The organism is Natrinema sp. LJW11 (assembly GCF_056135975.1).
Window position 1 is genome coordinate 406,037 of the sequence record NZ_JBWBDM010000002.1, and the last position, 20,351, is coordinate 426,387.

General features: G+C 64.8%; 23 protein-coding genes. 10 read left to right on the forward strand and 13 right to left on the reverse strand.

Annotation, left to right across the window (positions count from 1 at the left end):
* Window positions 1-141 precede the first annotated feature (141 nt).
* Window positions 142-2,880, reverse strand: a complete 2,739-nt coding sequence (locus tag AC0QDI_RS06635) for a DNA-directed DNA polymerase (RefSeq protein WP_474666461.1) — start codon at window positions 2,878-2,880, stop codon at window positions 142-144.
* A gap of 307 nt (window positions 2,881-3,187) precedes the next feature.
* Here AC0QDI_RS06635 and AC0QDI_RS06640 point away from each other — a divergent pair, with 307 nt between their 5' ends.
* The 3 genes from AC0QDI_RS06640 (at window position 3,188) to AC0QDI_RS06650 (ending at window position 4,689) form a co-directional block, all read left to right on the forward strand.
* Window positions 3,188-3,352: a DUF7331 family protein gene (locus tag AC0QDI_RS06640; RefSeq protein WP_474667306.1), complete on the forward strand. Its 165-nt coding sequence runs from the start codon at window positions 3,188-3,190 to the stop codon at window positions 3,350-3,352.
* Between the two features lie 135 nt (window positions 3,353-3,487).
* Window positions 3,488-4,231 (forward strand): DUF7322 domain-containing protein, encoded by a 744-nt coding sequence (locus AC0QDI_RS06645; protein WP_474666463.1) that lies wholly within the window; start codon window positions 3,488-3,490, stop codon window positions 4,229-4,231.
* A complete protein-coding gene (locus tag AC0QDI_RS06650) occupies window positions 4,228-4,689 on the forward strand; it encodes a DUF7346 family protein (RefSeq protein WP_474666465.1) in 462 nt (153 codons plus the stop codon). Before AC0QDI_RS06645 ends, AC0QDI_RS06650 begins: the two co-directional genes overlap by 4 nt.
* A gap of 45 nt (window positions 4,690-4,734) precedes the next feature.
* On the opposite strand, the gene rad50 is transcribed toward AC0QDI_RS06650, so the two are convergent.
* From rad50 to AC0QDI_RS06665, 3 genes are all read right to left on the reverse strand, one after another.
* Window positions 4,735-7,419, reverse strand: a complete 2,685-nt coding sequence (gene rad50, locus AC0QDI_RS06655; protein ID WP_474666467.1) for a DNA double-strand break repair ATPase Rad50 — start codon at window positions 7,417-7,419, stop codon at window positions 4,735-4,737.
* Entirely contained in the window at window positions 7,416-8,888 is a 1,473-nt protein-coding gene (gene mre11, locus AC0QDI_RS06660; protein ID WP_474666469.1) for a DNA double-strand break repair protein Mre11, read from the reverse strand. The genes rad50 and mre11 overlap by 4 nt, the downstream gene beginning before the upstream one ends.
* A 196-nt stretch (window positions 8,889-9,084) precedes the next feature.
* Entirely contained in the window at window positions 9,085-9,354 is a 270-nt protein-coding gene (locus AC0QDI_RS06665; RefSeq protein WP_474666471.1) for a MarR family transcriptional regulator, read from the reverse strand.
* A 126-nt stretch (window positions 9,355-9,480) separates the two neighbouring features.
* On the opposite strand from AC0QDI_RS06665, the gene pan1 reads away from it, so the two are divergent.
* Entirely contained in the window at window positions 9,481-10,698 is a 1,218-nt protein-coding gene (gene pan1 / locus AC0QDI_RS06670) for a proteasome-activating nucleotidase Pan1 (RefSeq protein WP_226040999.1), read from the forward strand.
* Window positions 10,699-10,947: 249 nt separating this feature from the next.
* Here pan1 and AC0QDI_RS06675 read toward each other — a convergent pair whose 3' ends face one another.
* Together AC0QDI_RS06675 and AC0QDI_RS06680 are read right to left on the reverse strand one after the other, a co-directional pair.
* Window positions 10,948-11,085: a hypothetical protein gene (locus tag AC0QDI_RS06675; RefSeq protein WP_474666473.1), complete on the reverse strand. Its 138-nt coding sequence runs from the start codon at window positions 11,083-11,085 to the stop codon at window positions 10,948-10,950.
* A gap of 115 nt (window positions 11,086-11,200) precedes the next feature.
* The gene (locus tag AC0QDI_RS06680; RefSeq protein WP_474666475.1) at window positions 11,201-11,422 is read right to left on the reverse strand and encodes a hypothetical protein; all 222 of its coding nucleotides are present in this window, start codon (window positions 11,420-11,422) and stop codon (window positions 11,201-11,203) included.
* A 152-nt stretch (window positions 11,423-11,574) separates the two neighbouring features.
* Here AC0QDI_RS06680 and AC0QDI_RS06685 point away from each other — a divergent pair, with 152 nt between their 5' ends.
* The 5 genes from AC0QDI_RS06685 to AC0QDI_RS06705 all read left to right on the forward strand — a co-directional run bounded on the left by AC0QDI_RS06685 (window position 11,575) and on the right by AC0QDI_RS06705 (window position 16,661).
* On the forward strand, window positions 11,575-12,129 hold the full coding sequence (locus tag AC0QDI_RS06685; protein WP_474666477.1) for a GMP synthase subunit A: 555 nt from the start codon (window positions 11,575-11,577) through the stop codon (window positions 12,127-12,129).
* A 106-nt stretch (window positions 12,130-12,235) separates the two neighbouring features.
* Window positions 12,236-12,733 carry a YciE/YciF ferroxidase family protein gene (locus tag AC0QDI_RS06690; protein ID WP_474666479.1) on the forward strand — a complete coding sequence of 166 codons (498 nt, stop codon included), beginning with the start codon at window positions 12,236-12,238 and terminating at the stop codon, window positions 12,731-12,733.
* A 135-nt stretch (window positions 12,734-12,868) separates the two neighbouring features.
* Window positions 12,869-13,375 (forward strand): LUD domain-containing protein, encoded by a 507-nt coding sequence (locus AC0QDI_RS06695; protein ID WP_474666481.1) that lies wholly within the window; start codon window positions 12,869-12,871, stop codon window positions 13,373-13,375.
* A gap of 1 nt (window position 13,376) precedes the next feature.
* A complete protein-coding gene (locus AC0QDI_RS06700) occupies window positions 13,377-15,755 on the forward strand; it encodes an LUD domain-containing protein (protein ID WP_474666483.1) in 2,379 nt (792 codons plus the stop codon).
* Window positions 15,756-15,872: 117 nt separating this feature from the next.
* Window positions 15,873-16,661: an enoyl-CoA hydratase/isomerase family protein gene (locus AC0QDI_RS06705; protein WP_474666485.1), complete on the forward strand. Its 789-nt coding sequence runs from the start codon at window positions 15,873-15,875 to the stop codon at window positions 16,659-16,661.
* A 42-nt stretch (window positions 16,662-16,703) separates the two neighbouring features.
* On the opposite strand, the gene AC0QDI_RS06710 is transcribed toward AC0QDI_RS06705, so the two are convergent.
* Window positions 16,704-17,495, reverse strand: a complete 792-nt coding sequence (locus AC0QDI_RS06710; protein WP_474666486.1) for an enoyl-CoA hydratase/isomerase family protein — start codon at window positions 17,493-17,495, stop codon at window positions 16,704-16,706.
* A 164-nt stretch (window positions 17,496-17,659) separates the two neighbouring features.
* Here AC0QDI_RS06710 and AC0QDI_RS06715 point away from each other — a divergent pair, with 164 nt between their 5' ends.
* Window positions 17,660-18,100 carry a hypothetical protein gene (locus AC0QDI_RS06715; RefSeq protein WP_474666488.1) on the forward strand — a complete coding sequence of 147 codons (441 nt, stop codon included), beginning with the start codon at window positions 17,660-17,662 and terminating at the stop codon, window positions 18,098-18,100.
* Between the two features lie 40 nt (window positions 18,101-18,140).
* Here the strand turns inward: AC0QDI_RS06715 and AC0QDI_RS06720 are convergent, their stop codons facing one another.
* The 6 genes from AC0QDI_RS06720 to AC0QDI_RS06745 form a co-directional block, all read right to left on the reverse strand.
* Window positions 18,141-18,395 (reverse strand): DUF3194 domain-containing protein, encoded by a 255-nt coding sequence (locus AC0QDI_RS06720; RefSeq protein ID WP_474666490.1) that lies wholly within the window; start codon window positions 18,393-18,395, stop codon window positions 18,141-18,143.
* On the reverse strand, window positions 18,396-18,794 hold the full coding sequence (locus AC0QDI_RS06725; RefSeq protein WP_474666492.1) for a prefoldin subunit beta: 399 nt from the start codon (window positions 18,792-18,794) through the stop codon (window positions 18,396-18,398). It abuts the gene before it with no gap.
* Window positions 18,795-18,896: 102 nt separating this feature from the next.
* A complete protein-coding gene (locus AC0QDI_RS06730; RefSeq protein WP_474666494.1) occupies window positions 18,897-19,445 on the reverse strand; it encodes a DUF2243 domain-containing protein in 549 nt (182 codons plus the stop codon).
* Between the two features lie 137 nt (window positions 19,446-19,582).
* Entirely contained in the window at window positions 19,583-19,849 is a 267-nt protein-coding gene (locus tag AC0QDI_RS06735; protein ID WP_474666496.1) for a KEOPS complex subunit Pcc1, read from the reverse strand.
* A gap of 3 nt (window positions 19,850-19,852) precedes the next feature.
* The gene (locus AC0QDI_RS06740; protein WP_006181151.1) at window positions 19,853-19,987 is read right to left on the reverse strand and encodes a DNA-directed RNA polymerase subunit P; all 135 of its coding nucleotides are present in this window, start codon (window positions 19,985-19,987) and stop codon (window positions 19,853-19,855) included.
* Between the two features lie 17 nt (window positions 19,988-20,004).
* A complete protein-coding gene (locus tag AC0QDI_RS06745) occupies window positions 20,005-20,274 on the reverse strand; it encodes an eL43 family ribosomal protein (RefSeq protein ID WP_474666499.1) in 270 nt (89 codons plus the stop codon).
* Window positions 20,275-20,351 lie beyond the last annotated feature (77 nt).

Sequence of the window (20,351 nt, forward strand, 5' to 3'; positions counted from 1 at the left end):
TTCGTGTTCGATTGGATGCGATCCGATTTCGAGAAGATTATTTTTCGTTTTGGAAACTCGCAGACTCGAGCACAGCGGGGTCCGTTCGGGCGACCGCGAGACCGAACGGCGGCGCCCGCTTCGAGGTCGACACCGACCGACTCACATGAAGCTATCGAGGCCCTTCTGCTCCTGTCCGCTTTTGACTTCGTCCCACGAGATGTCGAGCGCCTCGAGGATGCGCTCGATCGGCCCTTGCAGCGTCTTCTCGAGCATCTTGTCGTAGTCGACCTCGAACTCCTCGGGAATCTGGTCCTCGTACTCGAAACAGATGACGTCGGGATCGCGCTTGAACGCGCCGTAGAGCGGGTCGGTGCGGGCGTCGAACCCTTCTTCCGACTCGAGCCGTTCGAAGAACGAGGGATCGACGCGGTCGAGGTAGAGCCGCTTGGGTTTGCTCCCGCGTTGGAAGTTGGTCCCCAGCAGGAGGTTGGCGTACTTCGCGCCGCGGACCTGGGCCGTGTCGGTGTCGTAGTTGTCCAGTCGCTTGCCGATCCCGCCCGGAATCGCGATTTCCTCGAGCGAGATGTCACCGTCCAGGACGTCCTCGATGATGCCGTTGACGTACTCTTTCGCGCCTTCGACGTCGCCCTCGCGGACGATCATCTCGATGACGCGATGTTGGACCTCCTTGGTGATCGGGGCGATATCCGAGCGCTGGTACTCGAAGCCGACGATGTCGACGTTGTTGACGTCCTTGCCCTCCTTCCAGGTGATGTGTCCCGCGTAGCGTTTCTTCTTGCCGGCCTGGAAGAATCGTCGATAGAGCTTCTCGAACTCGATCTGGAAGCGGTGGTCGTCTGCGTTCAGATCCTCGCGCGCGAAGTCGTCGTAGCGGCCGTTGATGTACTCCTCGATCTCGAACGACTGCTCGAGCGCGTCTTCCTTCGAAACGTCGGGGCCGAGCTCGAGCATGACGCTGTCCGTGTCCCCGTACGCAACGGTGTACTCCAGTTCGCCTGCGGCGGTGTCCGTGAACTCGATCACTTCGCGACCGGTCGCGGTGATCGCGGACGCCGCGTCCTTATCGTAGAGCCGAAATTGTTCCCACCCCGACACCCCGTAGAGCGAGTTCATGATGACCTTGACCGCGCCCTGCTGGCGGTCGTACTGCTCGTACTCCCGAGTGCCGGGTTCGTACTCGTTACGCTGAGATTTCTTCTCCTCGCGTTCGGCCAGTAGCTCGTTGATCATCTCCCGCATGACGCCGTCGGGCTCCTTGCGGAAGTGGGTGGGTTCGGGCTTGGTCGGTGCGACGTAGGTCTCCCCGCCGTACTCGTCGGGATCGACCCGCGTCTCCGGCGAAGCGTTGATCGTCGTCATACACATCGGATACAGCGACTTCAGGTCGAGCACGGTCACGTTCTCCTTGACGCCCGTGATCGGCTCGAAGACCGCCCCGCCCTCGTACTCCTCGCCGGCCTCCTGTTGGCCTTTCGAGGGGAGCGCGAACCGCCCGTACGCCTCGTGGAGGACGTACATGTCGACCGCGTCGCCCGGCGTCGGCGCGTCCTCGAGTTTGCAGCCGACGAACGAGCGCACCTCGTCCCAGAAGGTGACGATTTCCTGCTGGCGGTCGAGTTCGACGCAGAGTTCGACGTCCCGGAGGTTGTACTCGAGCAGCCTGGTCGGATCGCCCTCCCAGAGGTCGCCGATGTCGCCGGCGTAGCGCTCCTTCCCGACGCCCAGTTCGGCCTCGCCGACGGCGTCGAGCCGATAGGAGTCGAGTTCGGAGAAGACCGTCCGCTGGTAGGCGTAGAGCAGATCGAAAACGATCCGGCCCTTGATGTCCGGGCCGCCCCAGTTGCTGCGCCAGACCTCGTCGACTCGAGAGAGTTGATCGATCGAGAGATCGTACTCGTGGTCCGGGCCGGCGAGTTCCTCGAGGCGGTCGAGGAAGTACGGCGCGTCGAAGTCCTCGAAGTTCCAGCCCGTGAGGATGTCCGGGTCGGTGTCGTCGATGTACTCGATGAAGGCCTCGAGCATCGCCTCCTCCTCCTCGAAGCACCGGACCTCGTGGTCGATCGCGCCCTCGATGGGGTCGTAGTCGTCGATTTCGGCGGGGATCTCTCCGTCGCCGTTCGGGGCCTCGTAGAGCCACATGATGTACTCGTCGCGGTAGGAGTCGTGGCTGGTGAGACAGACGATCGGCTCCTCGCCGTCCTCGGGGAACCCCTGTCGGTCGTCGACCTCGATGTCGAACGTGTTCACGCGAGGGGCGGCGTCGACGTCGGCCGCCTCGACTTCGGTGTGGGGGACGACCAGTGACTCGTCGTCCGCGCGTCGCTCCGGCACCCGAATGCCGCTCCGGACGTCCTTGTCGATCAGAAACCGGTTCGGGAACAGGATGTCGGCCTCGAAGTGATCGAAGTCGTCCCGGATCTGCCCGACGTCCCGGGGCGTCTGGCCGAAGATCTTGGTGAGCTTCTCGCCCCGAATGCTCTCGTAGGGCTCGCCGTCCTCGTCGTACTCCTCGCTGCCTGTGAGCCGGTCGTATTGCTCCTCTGGCGGTCGCTCGAGCGTCTCCGTCGGCGCGTAGAAGTACGGCTGGAAGCCGACGACCTGGACGTGCTCGAGCGTGCGATCGGGCGTCCGCCCGAACACGTGCATGATCGGGCGCTCTTCGTCGCCGTAGCCGGCGATCGTATAATCGACCTGCATCACGGCAAGTTCGAGTTCGCCCTCGGGTTCGGGGAGGGTCTCCTCGACGACGTCGATCACCTCTGCGGCGTTCGATCCGCCGTTACCGGCGATGGCAACCGCCTCTTCTGCCGGCCGGTCGTCGGTCTCCTCGGAGTCGCCGCCGAACTCCGCGAGTCCGGTCTGGCCCGCCTCAGTCATGATAGCGAGATTTGCAGTCGGCGGATAAAAACCCCTGCAATCCCCGCCCGCGAGCGGTGTCACACCGGGAGCGCTCGTATTGCCGATTCCGTTCTCGGTACTGATCGTTGCGACCCCAACAGGGCCCGCACGTACCGTCGTCGCTTCATAGTTATAGTGATGCGACAGTATCAGTTCGAATTGAAATATGATTATTCGTCTCTATCAGTAGTCTGTTTATATAGGGTGTCGAAAGCTTGCAGGAGCAACAAGACATATAACTTGGTAACACATAGCACGGAATCAGGTGATCGACGTGTCCACCCACATGAAAGACGATGCGACGGATCGGAGTGAACCGAGCAGCGAACCCGAGGGGACCGCAACGATCGAATCCTACGAGACCGACGACGGCGTCGTCTTCTACGACGCCGAGAACCCGCTGGCGTGGGTAGAGACCTCCCAGACGCTCACGCTCGAGGACCTAGCCTGAGACGGTTTGCTGTACCGATGTACCGGCGCAACCGCAGGCCGGATCGCGGTCGCGCCGGAACTGACTGACAACGGACCGTCTGAGACGGCAGTCGCGAAGCGAACGTTTTTGCTCTCGCTGGTCATCGGGCCGTATGTGGTACTCGACCGGAACGAGAACGAGCCCGAGGAGTGGGATCCCGAGGAGGAGTTTTACGACCCAGACAGCGACGGGTTGACGATTCCACAAGTGACGACCGGGAACGACGAGTCGGGCGACGACCCGGGCGAAGAGTCGGCCGAGGTCGAGATCCCCAGCGTCTCCACCTCCGAAATGGACGCTCCGGACGAAATCATCGAAACCTTCTGGGTGCTGGTGTTGGTTATCAACGTCGCCGTTCTGGTCGCGTCGCTCGGGCTGATGCTGGTCGCGTTCGAGGGCGACCTCAGGCGCGGCGGTATCCTCCTCACCGCCGGGTTCGTTCTGTTCGGGCTGGCCGGTCGCCGGTACAGGCGGTTTCCCGACGACGAGACGAACACTGACCGCGAGACGACAACTGAGAGCGATACCGAGATGAACGATACTCCGACCGGGAGCGCGGAACCGACCGAATTTACCGTCGACGAGACGAACACTGACCGCGAGACGACAACTGAGAGCGATACCGAGATGAACGATACTCCGACCGGGAGCGCGGAACCGACCGAATTTACCGTCGACGAGACGAACACTGACCGCGAGACGACAACTGAGAGCGATACCGAGATGAACGATACTCCGACCGGGAGCGCGGAACCGACCGAATTTACCGTCGACGAGACGGCCGAAACCGATACGACCGAAGGCGCGTCAGGGGACGGTATCGACCGACGGCCAGCGAACCGGAACGACCGCTCATGAAAACAGTCGAAGACGACACCGGCAAACGGTACCTGCTTCGGAAGCGATCGGACAACGCGAGTCTCGTTCGCGATCCCGAAACCGGTAACGAGTGTTACATCCAGAACGATCGCCTCGAGCTGATCGGCGAGGAATCCGCCCTCGAGACGGCCGCTCGAAGCGTCAGCGATCCGGTCCTGACGCTGTTGACCAACGTCCACGACGAGGAGACGGTCGGCCTCCTCGTCGAACTCTGGGAGCGGGGGCCACTCGGCGTGCGCACCCTGCTCGACGCCTACGACTTCTGTGAGAGCGATCTGCACGGCCGACTCACGGTCCTCTCCGCCGCAGGGCTGCTCGAGGAGGCCGAGGTGGCCGGCGAGCGCGGCTACCGGCTCACCGAGGACTGTGAGGCCGCACTCGAGACGATTCGGCCGACTATCGAGGCGACGGACGAGAACGTAACTGACCGTTCTTAAGCGTCCGAATCGGTCGAAACGGCGGCTATCGGCCTTCTCTCCGGCTTAATCCGACGCGAGCAGTTCCGCCTCCGGCGGCTCGCCGTGCTCGAGTCGCGAGCGGTTCGACGTCGCGTCTTTTTCGACGCGGACGATGGAGTCGGCCGCGCCGACGAGTTCCTCGTCGTGGCTGACGACGACGATCTGTTCGACGCCGAGATCGCGCATCGACTCGACCAGCGAGACGAGTTGCGTGACGTGGCCCGAATCGAGGAAGACGGTCGGCTCGTCGAGTATCAGCGGTGGCATCGGGGCCGTCCCCTCGACCCCTTCGGCGAGCAGTCGGTAGATCGCACAGCGCAGGCTGAGATTGAACAGCGCCCGTTCGCCGCCCGAGAGTTGTTCGGGCTCGAGCGCTTCGCCGTCTTTCTGATAGACCGTCAGCCGGTAGTCGCCGTCGAGGTCGATCGCCGCGTAGGAGTCGTTCTGGTAGACCAGATCGAACGTCTCGTTCAACAGGCGTTCGAGGGTTTCGACGTTGCGCTGGCGCAGTTCCGCCCGTAGCTCCCCGTAGGTCGTCTGCAGCGTCTCGGCCTCGTCGTACAGCGACTCGAGTCGTTCGCACCGATCTTCGACGGTTTCGAGGCGCTCTCGGAGGCGCTCGAGTTCCTCGAGTTCGTTCTCGACCGCGCCGATGGCGTTCTGGATCCCGTTTCGTTGCTCCTCGAGCTCCGCGAGTTTCTCGTCGACCTGTTCGATGTACGTCTCTGCGTTTTGTTTGTCCGCTCGCGCGGTTTCGACTCGCTCCTCGTCGAACGCCGACTCCAGTTCGAGCTTGCGGTCGCGCTTTTCGGCCAGTCCCTCTCGGCGCTCGTCGTTCATCGTCTCCCAGTCCCGCAAGCGCTCGCGGAGGGTTTCGATGTCGCTTTCGAGGTTGGCTCGTTCGGCGGCGATTTCCGAGATGCGCTCGAGGGACTCGAGCGTCTCCGATATCTCTCCGCGCTCGGTGTTGATCGTCCCGAGTTCGGTTCGCGCGTCGGCTACCTCCGCTTCGCGCTCGTCCGCTGTGGCCCGCTTTTCCTCGGCGTCGGCCTCGTACTCCTCGGCGTCGTCCCGCAACTGGTCGCGCTGGTCGCGCCGCTCTGCGAGGCTCTCGCGTTTCTCCGCGAGCAACTGCTCGATGTTGTCGCGATTCTCCTCGAGCCGATCGACTCGCCGTTCGGCCTCTCGTAGTTCCGCAGCGCGTTCGATCCGCTCGTCGACGTCGTCGCGGTCGGCCTCGAGTTCCTCCCGCTCGGCCTCGAGATCGGCGAGTTCCTCTCGGCGTTCGTCCAGCACGTCGACGTGGGGCGAGTCCTCGACCGGCTGGCCGCACTCGGGACACTTCCCCTCCTCGAGCAGCCGTTCGCCTTCCTCGATCGCGTTCTCGGCGGTCCGGATATCGGCTGTAACGTCGTTGAGGTCCGAAACGAGAGCTTCGCGCTCGGCTTCGAGCTCCTCGAGGTGCGATTCGGCCGCCCCGAACTCGACCGGCGCGTCGTCGAACGTCGCCCGCGCGTCGTCGATCCGCGCGTCGAGGTCGTCGAGTTTCTCCTCGCGATCGGCGATCGTCTCCTCGTCGGTCTCGATCTGGTCCTCGAGTTGGTCGGCCTCTGCGCGAGCCTCTTCGGCTCGTTCCTCGAGCTCGTCGGCCGCCTCGCGGAGCCGCTCGGTCTCGTTGGTCCCTTCCGTGATCGTCACTCGGACCGACTCGAGGTCGTCTCGAAGCTCCTCGTCGCGGGCCTGAAGTTCCTCGATACGGTTCTCGATGGTCTCCTCGTCGGGATCGGCCGCCTCGAGATCGACGTTCTCGAGATGCTCGGCGCGCTCGTCTGCAAGCTCCTCGCGTCGGCTCCGAATCTCGCTGATTTCGTCGGTCGCGTCCTCGCGCTTGCGCTCGGTCTCCGAAATTTTCGATCGCAGCGCGTCGATCTCGTCGTCGAGTTCCGCGATCTCCTCGCGGGTTTCCTCGTGGCGCTCGAGCACGTCCGCGGCGGTCTCGAGCGTCTCCTGGGCCTGCTCGCGCTGTGATTCGTACCGATCGATCTCGTCGGTGATCTCCGTGCGACGGGACTCGAGGCCGTTCAGCCGCTCGTGAAGCTCCTTGTCCTCCTTTTGTTCGACCTGTTTTCGGACGTCCTCGAGCACCTCCTGCTGGCCGTCGAGAACGGTTTTGACGCCGAGCCGAGCGTCGCTGGCCCGCTCGCGATAGTCCTCGAGCGCGCCGAGCTGGAGGAGGTCGTCGATCATGTCTTGACGATCGCTCGGCGAGGCGTGAATGAGTTTGTTCACCTCACCCTGCCGGACGTACGCGCAGTTGACGAACGCCTCGGCGTCCATCCGCAGGAGTTCGGTCACCTCTCGACGAACGTCTCGTGCACCCTCGATGGTCTCCGTCGGCGTCTCGAGGACGCACGTCGTCGTCGTCGCGCGATCACCGCGAAGTTTGAGGCGGCGTTCGACGTGGTACTCCCGGCCGTCGTGGGTGAACCACAGCTCGATCTCGCACTCCTCCTCCCCAGTCGTGATGACGTCGTCGAGGGTGCGCTCGTCCAGCGCCTTCGAGCCGTAGAGCGCGAAGAAGACGGCCTCGAGCAGCGTCGACTTCCCGCTGCCGTTGACGCCGTGGACGACGGTGACGCCGCGCTCGAGCGAAAGGTCGGCGTCGCCGTAACACTTGAAGTTCAGCAGGCGGACGCGGTCGACCCTCACGCGAAATCACCCAGCGATGCGGTGTCGGCATCGGCAGTCTCCTCGGGCTCGTCGTCATCGTCCGTCGGGTCGCCGTCATCGTCCGTCGGGTCGCCGTCGGGCGGTGCCGTCGTCGCGTCGGGGTCGGAAGCCGGTGGGGTCGAATCCCCTTCGGTATCGGCGGCTGCCGTCTCAGCACCTCCGTCCACGTCGGCCGTCTCGGCGCCGCCGTCCGCTTCGGCCGCCTTCGCCGTCTCGGCTGAGTCGACCGCCTCGGCATCGATTGAGTCGGCTGTCGAATCGGTCTCGTCGACGAGCTGATCGGCGACCGTCGTCACGTCCTCGTCGCCCGGTTCGCGTTCGGGCGCCGGGTCGAACGCCGACTCGTCGTCCTCGAGCAACTCTCGAACCCGACGCTCGACGGATTCGCGGACGTTCGAATCGGCGAGATCACCGTTTCGGACGCTCTCGTCGATCTCGAGTGCGGCGTTGCTGAGTCCCAGTTCGCGAACCCGCTCGCGGACGGCGTCGTCCGGGTCGGCGAAACTCACCGACACGTCCTCGTCCGCGTCGGGGAGGTCCCGTCGGTCGTTCACGCGAGCGACGAGCGCGCCGCGATCGATCGCGAGTTCCTCGATCGCGGCCGGGGCAATCGGCCGGCCCTCGCCCTCGACGGTGACGATGACCACCGCGTCCGCGAGGTCGTGCTGGCGGACGCGCTCTTGCACGCGGTCGACTCCCTCGCCCGCCTCGAGTTCGACGTCGACGAAGACGAACTCGCGGGTCGAGGGGAGCCCGCGCCGGCTGATCGCGACTGTATCGTCCTCGAAGTCGACGATGTTGTAGCCTCGATCCTCGCGCTCGCTGGCGCTGGCGCGCTCGGTCGAGCCGCAGTAAGTGACCCAGGTGTCTAGAACGTCCGCGGTGTCCGGTTTGTGGTTGTCCCCCAGCAGGACGGCGTCGAAGTCGACCGTCGACTCCTCGAGGACGGTTTCGGTGTCCCAGTCGGCGTGTGCGAAGGGTTCGAAGAGACCGTGGCTCACCAGGCTCGCGTGGTCCGCTTCGTCTGGCAGCGAGTCGAAGTCGTAGGTGAGGTCCTCCCGGCGCGAGCGGGGGACAAAGTCCAGTCCGTAGACGGCGACGTCGTCGACGACGACCGGATCGGCACCGAGCCGGGTCGCCAGTCCGAGATCCGCGAAGAGATCGAGCCACTGCGCGTCGCGTTTCGACTCGTGGTTGCCCACGACCGCGAGAAAGGGAATGTCCGCGTCGGCGAGCGTCCGGAGGATTTCGACGGTTCCCTGTAGGTCGACCAGCGACGGCCGGCGGTCGTGAAAGAGGTCGCCGGCGTGGATCACCGCGTCGACGTCGTCGGCCACCGCGTCCTCGACGACCGACCGGAACGCCTCGAGAAAGTCCTGTCGTCGGTCGGGCGAATTGTACTGCTGGTACCCGATGTGGGTATCGCCCGTATGGATAACCCGCGTCATTGGCCAGTCGTTGGCGAGCCGACCCTAAAGGGGTTCCGTGACCGAAGTGAAAGTGAAATTGATACGTCACGCGAAACGCATTCGGCCTTCGTCTCGCGTACGGATGAGCCGCCGTTGTAGTGGCGACGCGTTCGGATCGGCTGCGACGACGAACCGAAGCGAAAAGAATCGAGGCGTCGAGAGCGACGATCGACCGTTACGATCGAATATCGAGACTGTACAGGCGCTTCCGCGCGTCGGAGAACGAGAAGCGGGAGTCGATGACGTTCTGCTCGTCGAGGCGGTTCAGCGCGTATCGAACCGTCCGGGAGGGAAGCAACGTCTCGTCGGCGATCTGCTGTTGGGTCATCGTGTCGTTGTACTCGAGGACCTTCGCGACGAGTTTCGCACTCGGGGGCAGCTCCCGAACGTCGTCCCACGTTCCCCGCTCGCTGGTCTCCTGTTGAAGCGACTCTGAAGCACTCATCTTACCTCCCCATTCCGAATACGGGGTAATAATATTTTCTATTCCATCTAATGCTCTACAGTAATACCTCGCGGTTGAGTGCACCTACCCGAAGCCTCTTATGAACCAACACCCAAAGGGTGCGTGATGAGCGACACCGTGGACGACGTCGACCTCCCATATGACGAGGACGAGGCGTCCCAACAGGAGAAAATACAGTCACTCGAGGACCGACTGGAGATCCTTGAGGCGCAAAACGAGGAGATGCGCGACAAGCTCCTCGACGCCAACGCCGAGAACAACAAGTACCAGCAGAAACTCGAGCGGCTCACGCACGAGAACAAGAAACTCAAGCAGTCCCCGCTGTTCGTCGCCACCGTCCAGGAAGTCACGGACGACGGCGTCATCATCAAACAACACGGGAACAACCAGGAGGCCCTGACCGAAGTCACCGACGAGATGCGCGGCGATCTCGAACCCGACGCGCGAGTCGCGGTCAACAACTCGCTGTCAATCGTCAAACCCCTCTCGAACGAAACCGACGTGCGCGCTCGCGTGATGGAAGTCACCGAGAGCCCGGAGGTCAGCTACGAGGACATCGGCGGCCTCGAGGACCAGATGCAGGAGGTCCGCGAGACTGTGGAGATGCCCCTCGAGAAGCCCGAAATGTTCGACGACGTCGGAATCGACCCGCCGAGCGGCGTGCTCCTCTACGGGCCGCCGGGGACGGGCAAGACGATGCTCGCCAAAGCCGTCGCGAACCAGACCGACGCCACCTTCATCAAGATGGCCGGCTCGGAACTGGTCCACAAGTTCATCGGTGAGGGTGCCAAACTCGTCCGCGACCTCTTCGACGTCGCCCGCGAGCACGAGCCCGCCGTCATTTTCATCGACGAGATCGACGCTATCGCCTCCAAGCGAACGGAGTCAAAGACCTCCGGCGACGCCGAGGTCCAGCGGACGATGATGCAGCTCCTCTCGGAGATGGACGGCTTCGAGGAGCGCGGCGAGATCCGCATCATCGCCGCCACCAACCGCTTCGACATGCTCGATCGCGCCATCCTGCGTCCCGGCCGGTTCGACCGCCTCATCGAGGTGCCCAAGCCGAACGCGGAGGGCCGCGAGATCATCTTCGAGATCCACACCCGCGGGATGAACGTCGCCGACGACGTCGAGTTCGCCCAACTGGCCGAAGACGCCGACAACGCCTCCGGTGCCGACATCAAAGCCGTCTGCACCGAGGCCGGCATGTTCGCCATCCGCGACGACCGCACCGAGATCCGAATGGAAGACTTCCACAACGCCTGGGACAAGGTCCAGGCCGAATCCGACGAGACCGAAGAGGTCTCGAAGACGTTCGCCTGAACCCGCTCTCGAGGTCGGTGTCGTTTCTCGCTCCGTTTTCCGTTCGTGCTGAGCAATACGCTCGATTGTCCAGAAGCGCGGTCTCGAGACGAGAGGCGGTGCTCTCGCGTTTGGTATATTTGCGAATAGAACTGTAGAGACGGTCGACAGCGCGCGCTACCGCGTGTCGGCTGCTCAGTCTGAGTGGGATCTATATCGTCTGCACTGCTCGAATGACAATTAGAAACGGTAACGCGATCGAATCAGTCGCTACAGGGCCGAGAAGACGAGCCACGGGACGATGAATAACGCCAGCGTCAGCACCACGAGGATCAGTCCGTATCCGATTCCCATTCCCGCCGCGGTGAGCCACGCCGGATGATCGAATTCGCCGAGATCGACTGCCATGTGCGTGCCATCCGGTGACGAACGCTTAAACGTACCGGAACACCGGCTCCCGCGGCCGACCACTGACTCGAGGGCGCACCCGAGACCGGCCGCGCGCGGCCGGTACCCGGTCCGACTACCGGTAGACGTTCTCGTATCGCTCGCGGTACTCCCGCAGCGCGAGCCTCGCTCTGCGCCGCGAAGTGAACCCGAAGCCGATCGCCTCACAGTCATCGTCGTCGCACTCCCAGCGGAAGGTCTCCGAGTGGGAGTCTCTCCTCACCGATGCGTCCGTCTCGCACAGCGGACAGATCCATCCCCACCGCATATCGCCGGCGTCCGCGCTCGCCCGATCCATTGGTTTGACGACGGAATTGGAGCGACGGGGCAAAAACCCGCGCCTCGAGTGGATCGTTCTTTTTCCGTTCGCCGGCGCTCGATCTCGGTCAGCGGTCGACTCGAGGACGCGTTTCGGACCGTTTTTACCCGGTGATCCGCTACGAACACCCAATGACGACTATCGTCGTGGTGGACAACCACGGACAGTTCACCCACCTCGAGCAGCGGGCGCTTCGCGACCTCGGCGTCGACACGGAGTTGATCGACAACGACACGCCACCCGCGGACGTCGACGCCGACGGCGTCGTCCTCTCGGGCGGCCCGGATATGGATCGGATCGGACGGTCCGCCGAATACCTCGACGCGGACGTACCGGTCCTCGGTATCTGCCTGGGAATGCAACTGATCGCCGAAGAGCTGGGCGGTCGCGTCGGGGGCGGCGAGTACGGCGGGTACGCCGACGTCACCGTCGATATCGTCGACGCCGAGGACCCGCTGACCGGCTCCCTGCATCCCGAGACTCGCGTCTGGGCGAGCCACGCCGACGAGGTCACGGAGCTGCCCGAGGGCTTCGAGCTGACGGCGAAAAGCGACGTCTGCGACGTCGAGGCGATGAGCGATACCGACCGCGATCTCTACGGCGTCCAGTGGCACCCCGAGGTCGCCCACACCGAGGAGGGCGACGAGATCTTCGAGAACTTCCTGGCGATCTGCGAATCGCGATAGTCTCGCGGAGCCGCCGGTTCGGACGCCGGCGACGGCAGTCGTCGTCCCTCTCAGATGCAAGCTGCTTGTTTATTGAAATCAGGGCTGTCCACTCGGACGAAAGTCCATGACCATCGATTCAACCGAAGACCTCTTCGTAGACGGCCTCAAGCACGCGTACTACACCGAACAGCAACTCGTCGACGCCCTCGACGAACTCGAGCAGACCTCCTCGACCGAGGAACTCAAGTCGGGATTCGCCGAACACCGCGAGGAGACCCGGAACCACATCGACCGCCTCGAGGAGGTGTTCGACCAGGTCGACGCCGACGCGGAGGCCGAGGAGGATCCGGTCGTCGAGGGGATGATCCAGGCCCACGAGGAGTTCATGGATAAGGACCCGAGCAACGAGGCCACCGACCGGTTCAACATCGCCGCCGGCCAGAAGTCCGAACACTACGAGATCGCCGTTTACGGGAACCTCATTCCGATGGCGGACCAGCTCGGCATGGACGACGTCGCGGACACCCTGGAAGAAACCCTCCGGGAGGAACAGGACGAACTCGACAGCCTCTCGGAGATGGGTGAGGAGTTCGATTACGGCGAGTTGACGGTCTCGGAGTAACGACGATCCGATCCACATCTCTTTCGAGCGGGCAGTGACGTTCGGGCGTCGTGTGACGGGTTTCGACGACGACCGGCTCGGTACCGACGAAACTGACCGGCAGTCTCTTCCCCGTCCGCACGGATGTGAGAGATGATGACAGTCGACACTGTCGGTCGGTTCGAACGCGCACTCGAGGGACTCGAGGTGGGGTTCGAGCGTGTTCCGGCCGCCGACGCGACCGGGCGAATCGAAACGATCTCCGCGGAGCCAGCGGTCGGTTCGCCGCTCCCCTTCGACGGCGTCTCGCTCCCCGAGGCGGTGACGACAGAGCCGACGAATGCCGAACTCGAGGCGGCCGAGACCGGCGTCACGCCGGTCGGCTACGCGATCGCGGAGTACGGCACCGTCGCCGTCGAGTCGACGGCCGACGGCGCGGAGCCGATCAGCCTCTACCCGGAACACCACGTCGCCGTCGTCGCGGCCAGCGACGTGGTGTCGGATCTGAGTAGCGGTTTCGACCGCCTCGCCGACGGCTTCGCGGACGGCCAGGACAGCGTCGTCTTCGCCACCGGGCGGAGCGCAACCGCCGACATGGGCGATCTCGTCCACGGCGTCCACGGCCCCGGCGAGGTCAGCGTGATCGTCCTGGAGGATCGATAAGATGGCCCAGCGCACGCGATCGGCGCAGGCCGACCGGATCCGACACCTACTCGAGACCGAAGGCGAGGCCATCCACGCCCACGCGAGCGCATCGAACGCCCGCCGGTACGAAACCTACGGCGCGACCGACGATCTCGAGGCGCTGCGTACGGACGCCCGATCGATCAAGGAAGACGCGATCGGCCGACTTCCCGACCTGATCGAGACGGTTCGGGAGGCGGTCGAGGCGAACGGCGGCACCGTCTATCTGGCCGACGACGCCGCGGACGCGAACGCGTACGTGGCCGACGTGGTCGAGTCACGGACCGATGCGAACGGAACGGCGGGGGACGGCGACGCTCCGTCGGTCGTCAAGTCCAAATCGATGACGACCGAGGAGATCGACCTCAACGAGGGACTCGAGGCCGAGGGGATCGACGTCACCGAGACGGACCTCGGCGAGTGGGTGTTGCAGGTGGCCGACGAGACCCCTTCCCACATCGTCGGCCCGGCGATGCACATCTCCCGCCCGGAGATCGCCCAACTGTTCAACGAGCGCTTCGACCCCGAGGAACCGTTCGAGACCGCCGAAGGGCTGACCCGGTTCGCCCGCGACCACCTCGGCGAGCACATCCGAGAGGCCGACGTGGGGATCACCGGCGCGAACTTCGTCGCCGCCGACAGCGGGACGATCGCGCTCGTCACGAACGAGGGCAACGCGCGCAAGTGTGCGGTCACGCCCGACACCCACGTCGCGGTCGCCGGCGTGGAGAAACTGATCCCGACGCTGTCGGACCTCGAGCCGTTCGTCGATATCATCGCCAAGAGCGCGACGGGCCAGCCGATCTCGCAGTACGTGACGATGCTCTCACCGCCGACTGATTCGCCGACGCTGGACTTCGATTCGCCGGACGACCCGATCACGGGCGACGGCGACGGAGCCGCCGACGGGCCGAACGCGGCGGACGGAACTGGTGATCCGGACCGCGAGTTCCACCTCGTCTTACTCGACAACGGCCGCATGGACATGCGCGAGGACGACCAGCTCCGGGAGACCCTCTATTGCATCCGCTGTGGGGCCTGTTCGAACTCGTGTGCGAACTTTCAGTCCGTCGGCGGCCACGGCTTCGGCGGCGAGACCTATTCGGGCGGGATCGCCACCGGCTGGGAGGCCGGCGTCCACGGGCAGGAGTCCGCGGCCGAGTTCAACGACCTCTGTACCGGCTGTTCGCGCTGCGTCGACGCCTGCCCGGTGAAGATCGACATTCCGTGGATCAACACCGTCGTGCGGGATCGAGTCAACCGCAGTCGCGATCCCGAGGCGTACGACTTCCTCGTCGACGGCCTTACGCCCGACCTCGAGGAGGACGGACTCGACCCGGGCAAGCGGTTCTTCGGCAACATCGGTACCGTCGCGAAAGTCGCCAGCGCGAGCGCACCCGTCTCGAACTGGCTGGCCGACGCGGGCCCGGTTCGTTCGGCGCTCGAGCACACCCTCGGGATCGATCGCCGGCGCGACCTCCCCGCGTTCCAGCGCGAATCGCTCGTGGACTGGTTCGAGAGGCGAGGTGGCGAAGCCACCTCGAAAAAGCGAGCGGCAGAGCCGCGAGCACACCGAGGCGGTGCAGCGGCCTCGGAAAAGCGAGCGGAGGGGGCCATCTCCCGCGACGATGGGACCGACCTCGAGCGCGAGGTCGTCTGCTACCCCGACGTCTACACGAACTACGTCGACACCGACCGCGGGAAGGCCGCCGTCCGGACGCTCGAGGCGCTGGGCGTTCCGGTCCGCGTCCCCGATCTGCCCGAGAGCGGTCGCGCGGCGCTCTCCCAGGGGATGATCGCGACGGCGGACCGGCAGGCCAGCCGGCTCTACGCCGCCCTCGCTGAGGATCTCGACGCCGGTCGGGACGTGGTCGTCATCGAGCCCTCCGATCTGGCGGCCGTGCATCGCGAGTACGAGCGGTTGCTTCCCGAGGAGTCCGTGGAGCGTCTCCGCGCGAACAGCTACGAGATCTGCGAGTACGTCTACGGACTGCTCGAGAACGGCGCGGACCCCTCGGCGCTGTCGACCGGCGACGGGGCGGAGCCGGTAGCGTATCACTCCCACTGTCAACAGCGGACGCTCGACCTCGAGGCACCGACCGTGGCCGTCCTCGAGCGCTGTGGCTACGCGCCCGAAACCTCCAGCGCCGAGTGTTGTGGCATGGCTGGCTCGTTCGGCTACAAGCGGGAGTACTACGAGCTGAGTATGGACGTCGGCGAGCGGCTGGCGTCGGAAGTCGAGGGCGCGGAGACCGTCGTCGCGTCGGGAACCTCCTGCGGGGACCAGCTCGAGACGCTGCTCGAGCGCGACGTACCCCATCCGATCGAGTTGCTCGCGCCCGGCGGATATCAGTCGTAGCAGCCGTTCGAATTTTTGTCGGCGATCGAGCCCCGTCCGAAGAGAGCGTCGGGGCGGTTTCTCACGGAAATCGTCAAGGACAGTGATATACGTCTCGTCGTTGAGGATAGGGGTAGTATGCTTGGTGAAGACGTACTCCTGAACGTACAGGACGGTATCGCGACCGTCACGCTGAACCAACCGGACCGGATGAACGCCCTCTCGGCGGGCATCAAAGCCGGTATCGGGGAAGCGCTCGACGAAGTGTCCGACCGAGACGACGCGCGAGTCGTCGTCTTCGAGGGGGCGGGGAAGGCGTTCTGCGCCGGCGGCGACATCAGCGGCATGGACGACGCCGAGTACACGGACCACGAACGCACGCAGGGCATCGTCGAGGACTGCGAGGCAATCCCGATGCGTATCTACAACCTCGAGTTGCCGACGGTGGCGACGGTCGACGGCTACTGCGTCGGGGCCGGCGTGGGCGTCGCGATGTCCTGTGACATGGTGCTGGCGAGCGAGCGCGCCCGGTTCGGGCTGGCGTTTCGCAACATCGGACTGACGCTCGACTACGCGACCTCGCTGTTGGTCACGCGGGCCGTCGGCCCGTACGTCGCGAAGGAACTGGCGCTCACGGGCGAGACGATCACCGGCGAGGAGGCCGACGAAATCGGGCTGATCAACCACGCGTATCCGACCGACGAGTTCGAGGACGAGGCGGGCGACCTGATAGAGCGGATCGCCACCGGCCCGACGGTCGCGCTGCACTACTCCGTTCGCAACATCGACCGGTCGCACAACAGTTCGATCCAAGACGTCGTCGAGCGGGAAGCACAGTCCCAGAACCTCGCCAGTAGCACGCGGGACCACCGGGAAGGCGTCGGGGCGTTCGGCGAGGATCGCGATCCCTCGTTCGAGGGTCACTGACCGCGGTTCCGGCCGGGCTCGAGTCGACTCTCCGCCCGCGGCTCACCGCCCGCGGAACTCCGGCTCTTCGCCGTCTCGCAACGCCTCGACCGCCCGTTTGTAGTCCTCGGTTTCGAAGACGATCGACTGTCGCGTCGCCTCGTTCGCCAGCGCGTCCTCGAGGCTCGTTTCGTGGCTGGTCCGGACGAGTTCCTTGATGTGCTGGAGGGCGATCGGCGGGCCGGTCGCGATTTCCGAAACGATCTCGTCGGCCCGCTCCTCGAACTCGTCGGTCGGGAAGACGTGATTGACGAGCCCGAGTTCTCGAGCGCGGTTGCCGTCGACGATTCGACCGGTCATCGTCAGTTCCATCGCGAGTCCCCGACCGACGAGGCGGGGCAGGACGTACGAGATGCCACAGTCCATACTCAGGCCGAAGCGAACGTGCGAGAAGCCGATCCTGGTTCGCTCGCTCGCGAGCGGAATATCGCACGCGATGGCGAACCCCGCCGCGTCCCCGATCGCCGGCCCGTCGATCTTCCCGATGACGGGAAGGGGATGGGTGATAATCTCCCGGACGAGTCGGTGCTCGTGGCGCTGGATCTGCTCGACGCTCTCGTGAAGCGGCCCGTCCTCGGCGTCCGACTCCCCCATCGACTCCATGTCGAACCCCGACGAGAACGCGTCGCCGGCACCCTGCAACACGACGCACCGCGCGTCGGTATCGCGCGCCGCCTGCAGCGCGTCGTAGATCGCGAGATAATCGTCTCGAGAGAGGGGATTCCCGCGCTCGGGCTCGTTCATCGTGACCGTGACGACTCGATCGGCGAACTCGGTATCGATACTGTCCGACATCGTCAGTCACATCACCGAGTACGCGTGTAAAATTTCCGTACGGTTCTCCTTGACGGCACGTTGTCACGTCGTCTGCTGGGAGTCATGCGCCGTCCAACTGGACGGACCGTCACTCGCGCCCTCGAACCTCTACTATTACGTCGCTCCGGCGACGCCGTCCCGGTATGCAGTCCCTTTCCATGCGCGATCACGTCCGGCCGACCGACGGCGACTACCCGGCGGGAATCTACCGCGTCGTCGGGACGGGCGACGTCGTGACCCTGCTCCGGGTCGGCGACGCCGACGGCCGGCGGGTCAACACCGGCGAAATCGCAACCGTTGCGGAGGGCGATCTCGAGGCGTTCGAACCGGCCGAGAACCCCGACGGGAACCGGCCGCTCGGAGCGACCGTCGCCTCGAGCCTCGAGATGATTTACTGGCGGCTCCGGGCCTTCGGACAGCAACTGGCAGCACGTCCGATCCCCGCCACCGTCGCAGCGGCGCTCGTCGCGGTCGGGTACGTCGGTGACTCCGTCGGTCCCCTCTCGGAGTCCGTCGCGAGCGCGGTGCTGTTCGTCGGTGCCATCGGACTCGCGATCGTCGGCAGCGGCTATCTGGATCGGTGAGTCGAGAGAAGGGGCGACCTCGACCGGCTGCGTCGGGCCGCTACGCTTCGAACAGGTCGTCGACGGCCTGTCGCGCGGTGAGCGCGGCGTCGTCGGCGACCCGCTCGGGATCGGGTTCGCCCTCGCCCTCCGGCGCGTTGAGGTAGACGTCGACTTCTAAGACGCCGTCCTCGAAGACGACGGTCACGTCGTAATCGCGCACGTCGGATTGTTTGTACTGCGAGAAGATCACGCCCTCCGCAGCGTCCGAAGCCGTCTGGACGACGGTCTCGTCAGACGGCTCGTCGGTCGACATTTACGCGCCGCCAGCGCCCGGGCCGCCGGGGCCGGCCGGACCGCCCATGCCGCCGCCACCGCCGAGCAAGTCCTCGAGCTCCTCCTGGAGGCTCTCGAACTGGTCCTGCACGCGTTCTTCTTGCTTCTCGAGGGTCTCGAGGCGGATCTCGAGCGTGTCGACCTTGTCCTCGAGGTCCTCCTCGGCCTGGTCGTAGTCCGTCTCGACGAGGAGTTCGCCGACGTTCCGGTACATGGTCGTTCCCTCGTCGATGTTCTCGAGTTCGTCGAGGGCGTTCTGTGCCTCGGTGAGTCCCGAGTCCGCTTCCTGCTTCTGGACGGCGACTTCCTGTGCCGTCTCCTGAAGATCCTGTAGCTGCTCGATTTTCTCTTGTGCTTCGGGCGGCAGGTTTCCTTGCATATCTCGACCGTCGCCCTCCGGACTGATAAAGGCCAGCTTTGTCTTCCGTATCGCCGTTCGGCCACGGATCGGCGGCCACCCTCTCGGCAGCGTCCGATCGGGCTACTCCGAGCCGCTGCCGTCCGTCGCAACCGCCTCGTCCGTGGCCGTCGGCGTGGCGGCGCTGTCGGACCGAATCACGAGATAGCCGCCGACGATGAAGAGCGCACCCCAGAGCAGGAAGACCGCGTCCCACAGGACGACCGGGCCGGGTCCGGCGGGCCAGACGTGGTGAAGCCCGAGTAACTGATGATCGACGAGCCCCTCGACGACGTTGAACACGCCCCAGCCCATGATCACCGCGCCGAGCAGCATTCGACCTGATTTCGGCACCGAATGGAACCGCCACGCGCGGGAGAACAAGACGAGGCCGATGATCGTGAAGGTGTACGTCGCGAGGTGGAAGAGTCCGTCGGCCATGACGTTGAGCTCCAGATCCGTCGCGACGCTCGAGTCGGGATACGACGACAGCATGTGGTGAATCTGGAGGATCTGGTGGAAGACGATCCCGTCGAAGAAGCCGCCCACCCCCACTCCGAGCGCGAGGCCGGCGATCACCAGCGGCTTGGCGTCCCGTCGCAATCCGAGCCACGTCCCGTCCCGTGCGGCCATACCGATTCCTCGAACGTGCCGATCAAAACACCGGTGCCTGCCTGTTCCGGGATCACGAGCGTTCCGGGACCGAGAGCCGGAAGTCGGCGAGAATCGAAGATATCGGGAAATCGGCTCCGCTCGAGAATACCGTGAAGTTAGCGCGACTCGAGAACTCGTTCGCCCGCGTCGGCGGTCCGTTCCGCCACGTCGATCAGCGCAAACCAGGTGTTCAGCGCCGCCCGCAGGGCGATCACGTCGGCGGCGACGATCTCGATCAGGACCCGGTTTCCGTCTCGCTCGAGGGTCGTCCGCGAGCGCTCGTCGTCGATCTCGCCGATTTCGCGGGCGACGCTCTCGGCGACGAGTCGTGCACGCGACGCGCTCTCGTAATCGAACTCGAGGGTCGCGTCGTGAGAAGACACGCGTTACTGGACGTCGACTTCCTTGACGTCGCGGCTGCGTTCTTTCAGGAGCACGCGGTGACCGCAGTAGGGACAGCGGACGCCGCCGTACTCGTCGAGTTGGACGTCGCGTTTACAGCGGGAGCATTTGTAACTCATGCTGGTCTCGAAGTCGGTTACTCGTCCTCGGTGTCTTCTGCGAGGGCAGCGCGGATGGAGCGCTTGACTGTGCGGCCGGCGGGGGTCTCGGGGCGGTACGCGCCGCCGGTGAAGACCTCGCCGGTCTCGTCGTTCTTCCAGATGCCGGTACCGACACGGGTAACGTCGTCGCCGTCGACTTCGGCGTTTTCCATGTCGTCTTCGATCTCGCTGACGCGACGCCGCGCGACGCGGCCGTAGCGGGCACCGAATCGACCGGCGCTACCGACCTCTCCTTTGTTGGCCATAGTAGTGCTGTCTATCGCCAGCGCATTCTTAAACCTGTTGAGTCACGTCGGTTCCTGCGGGAGCACAGTCTCGTTCG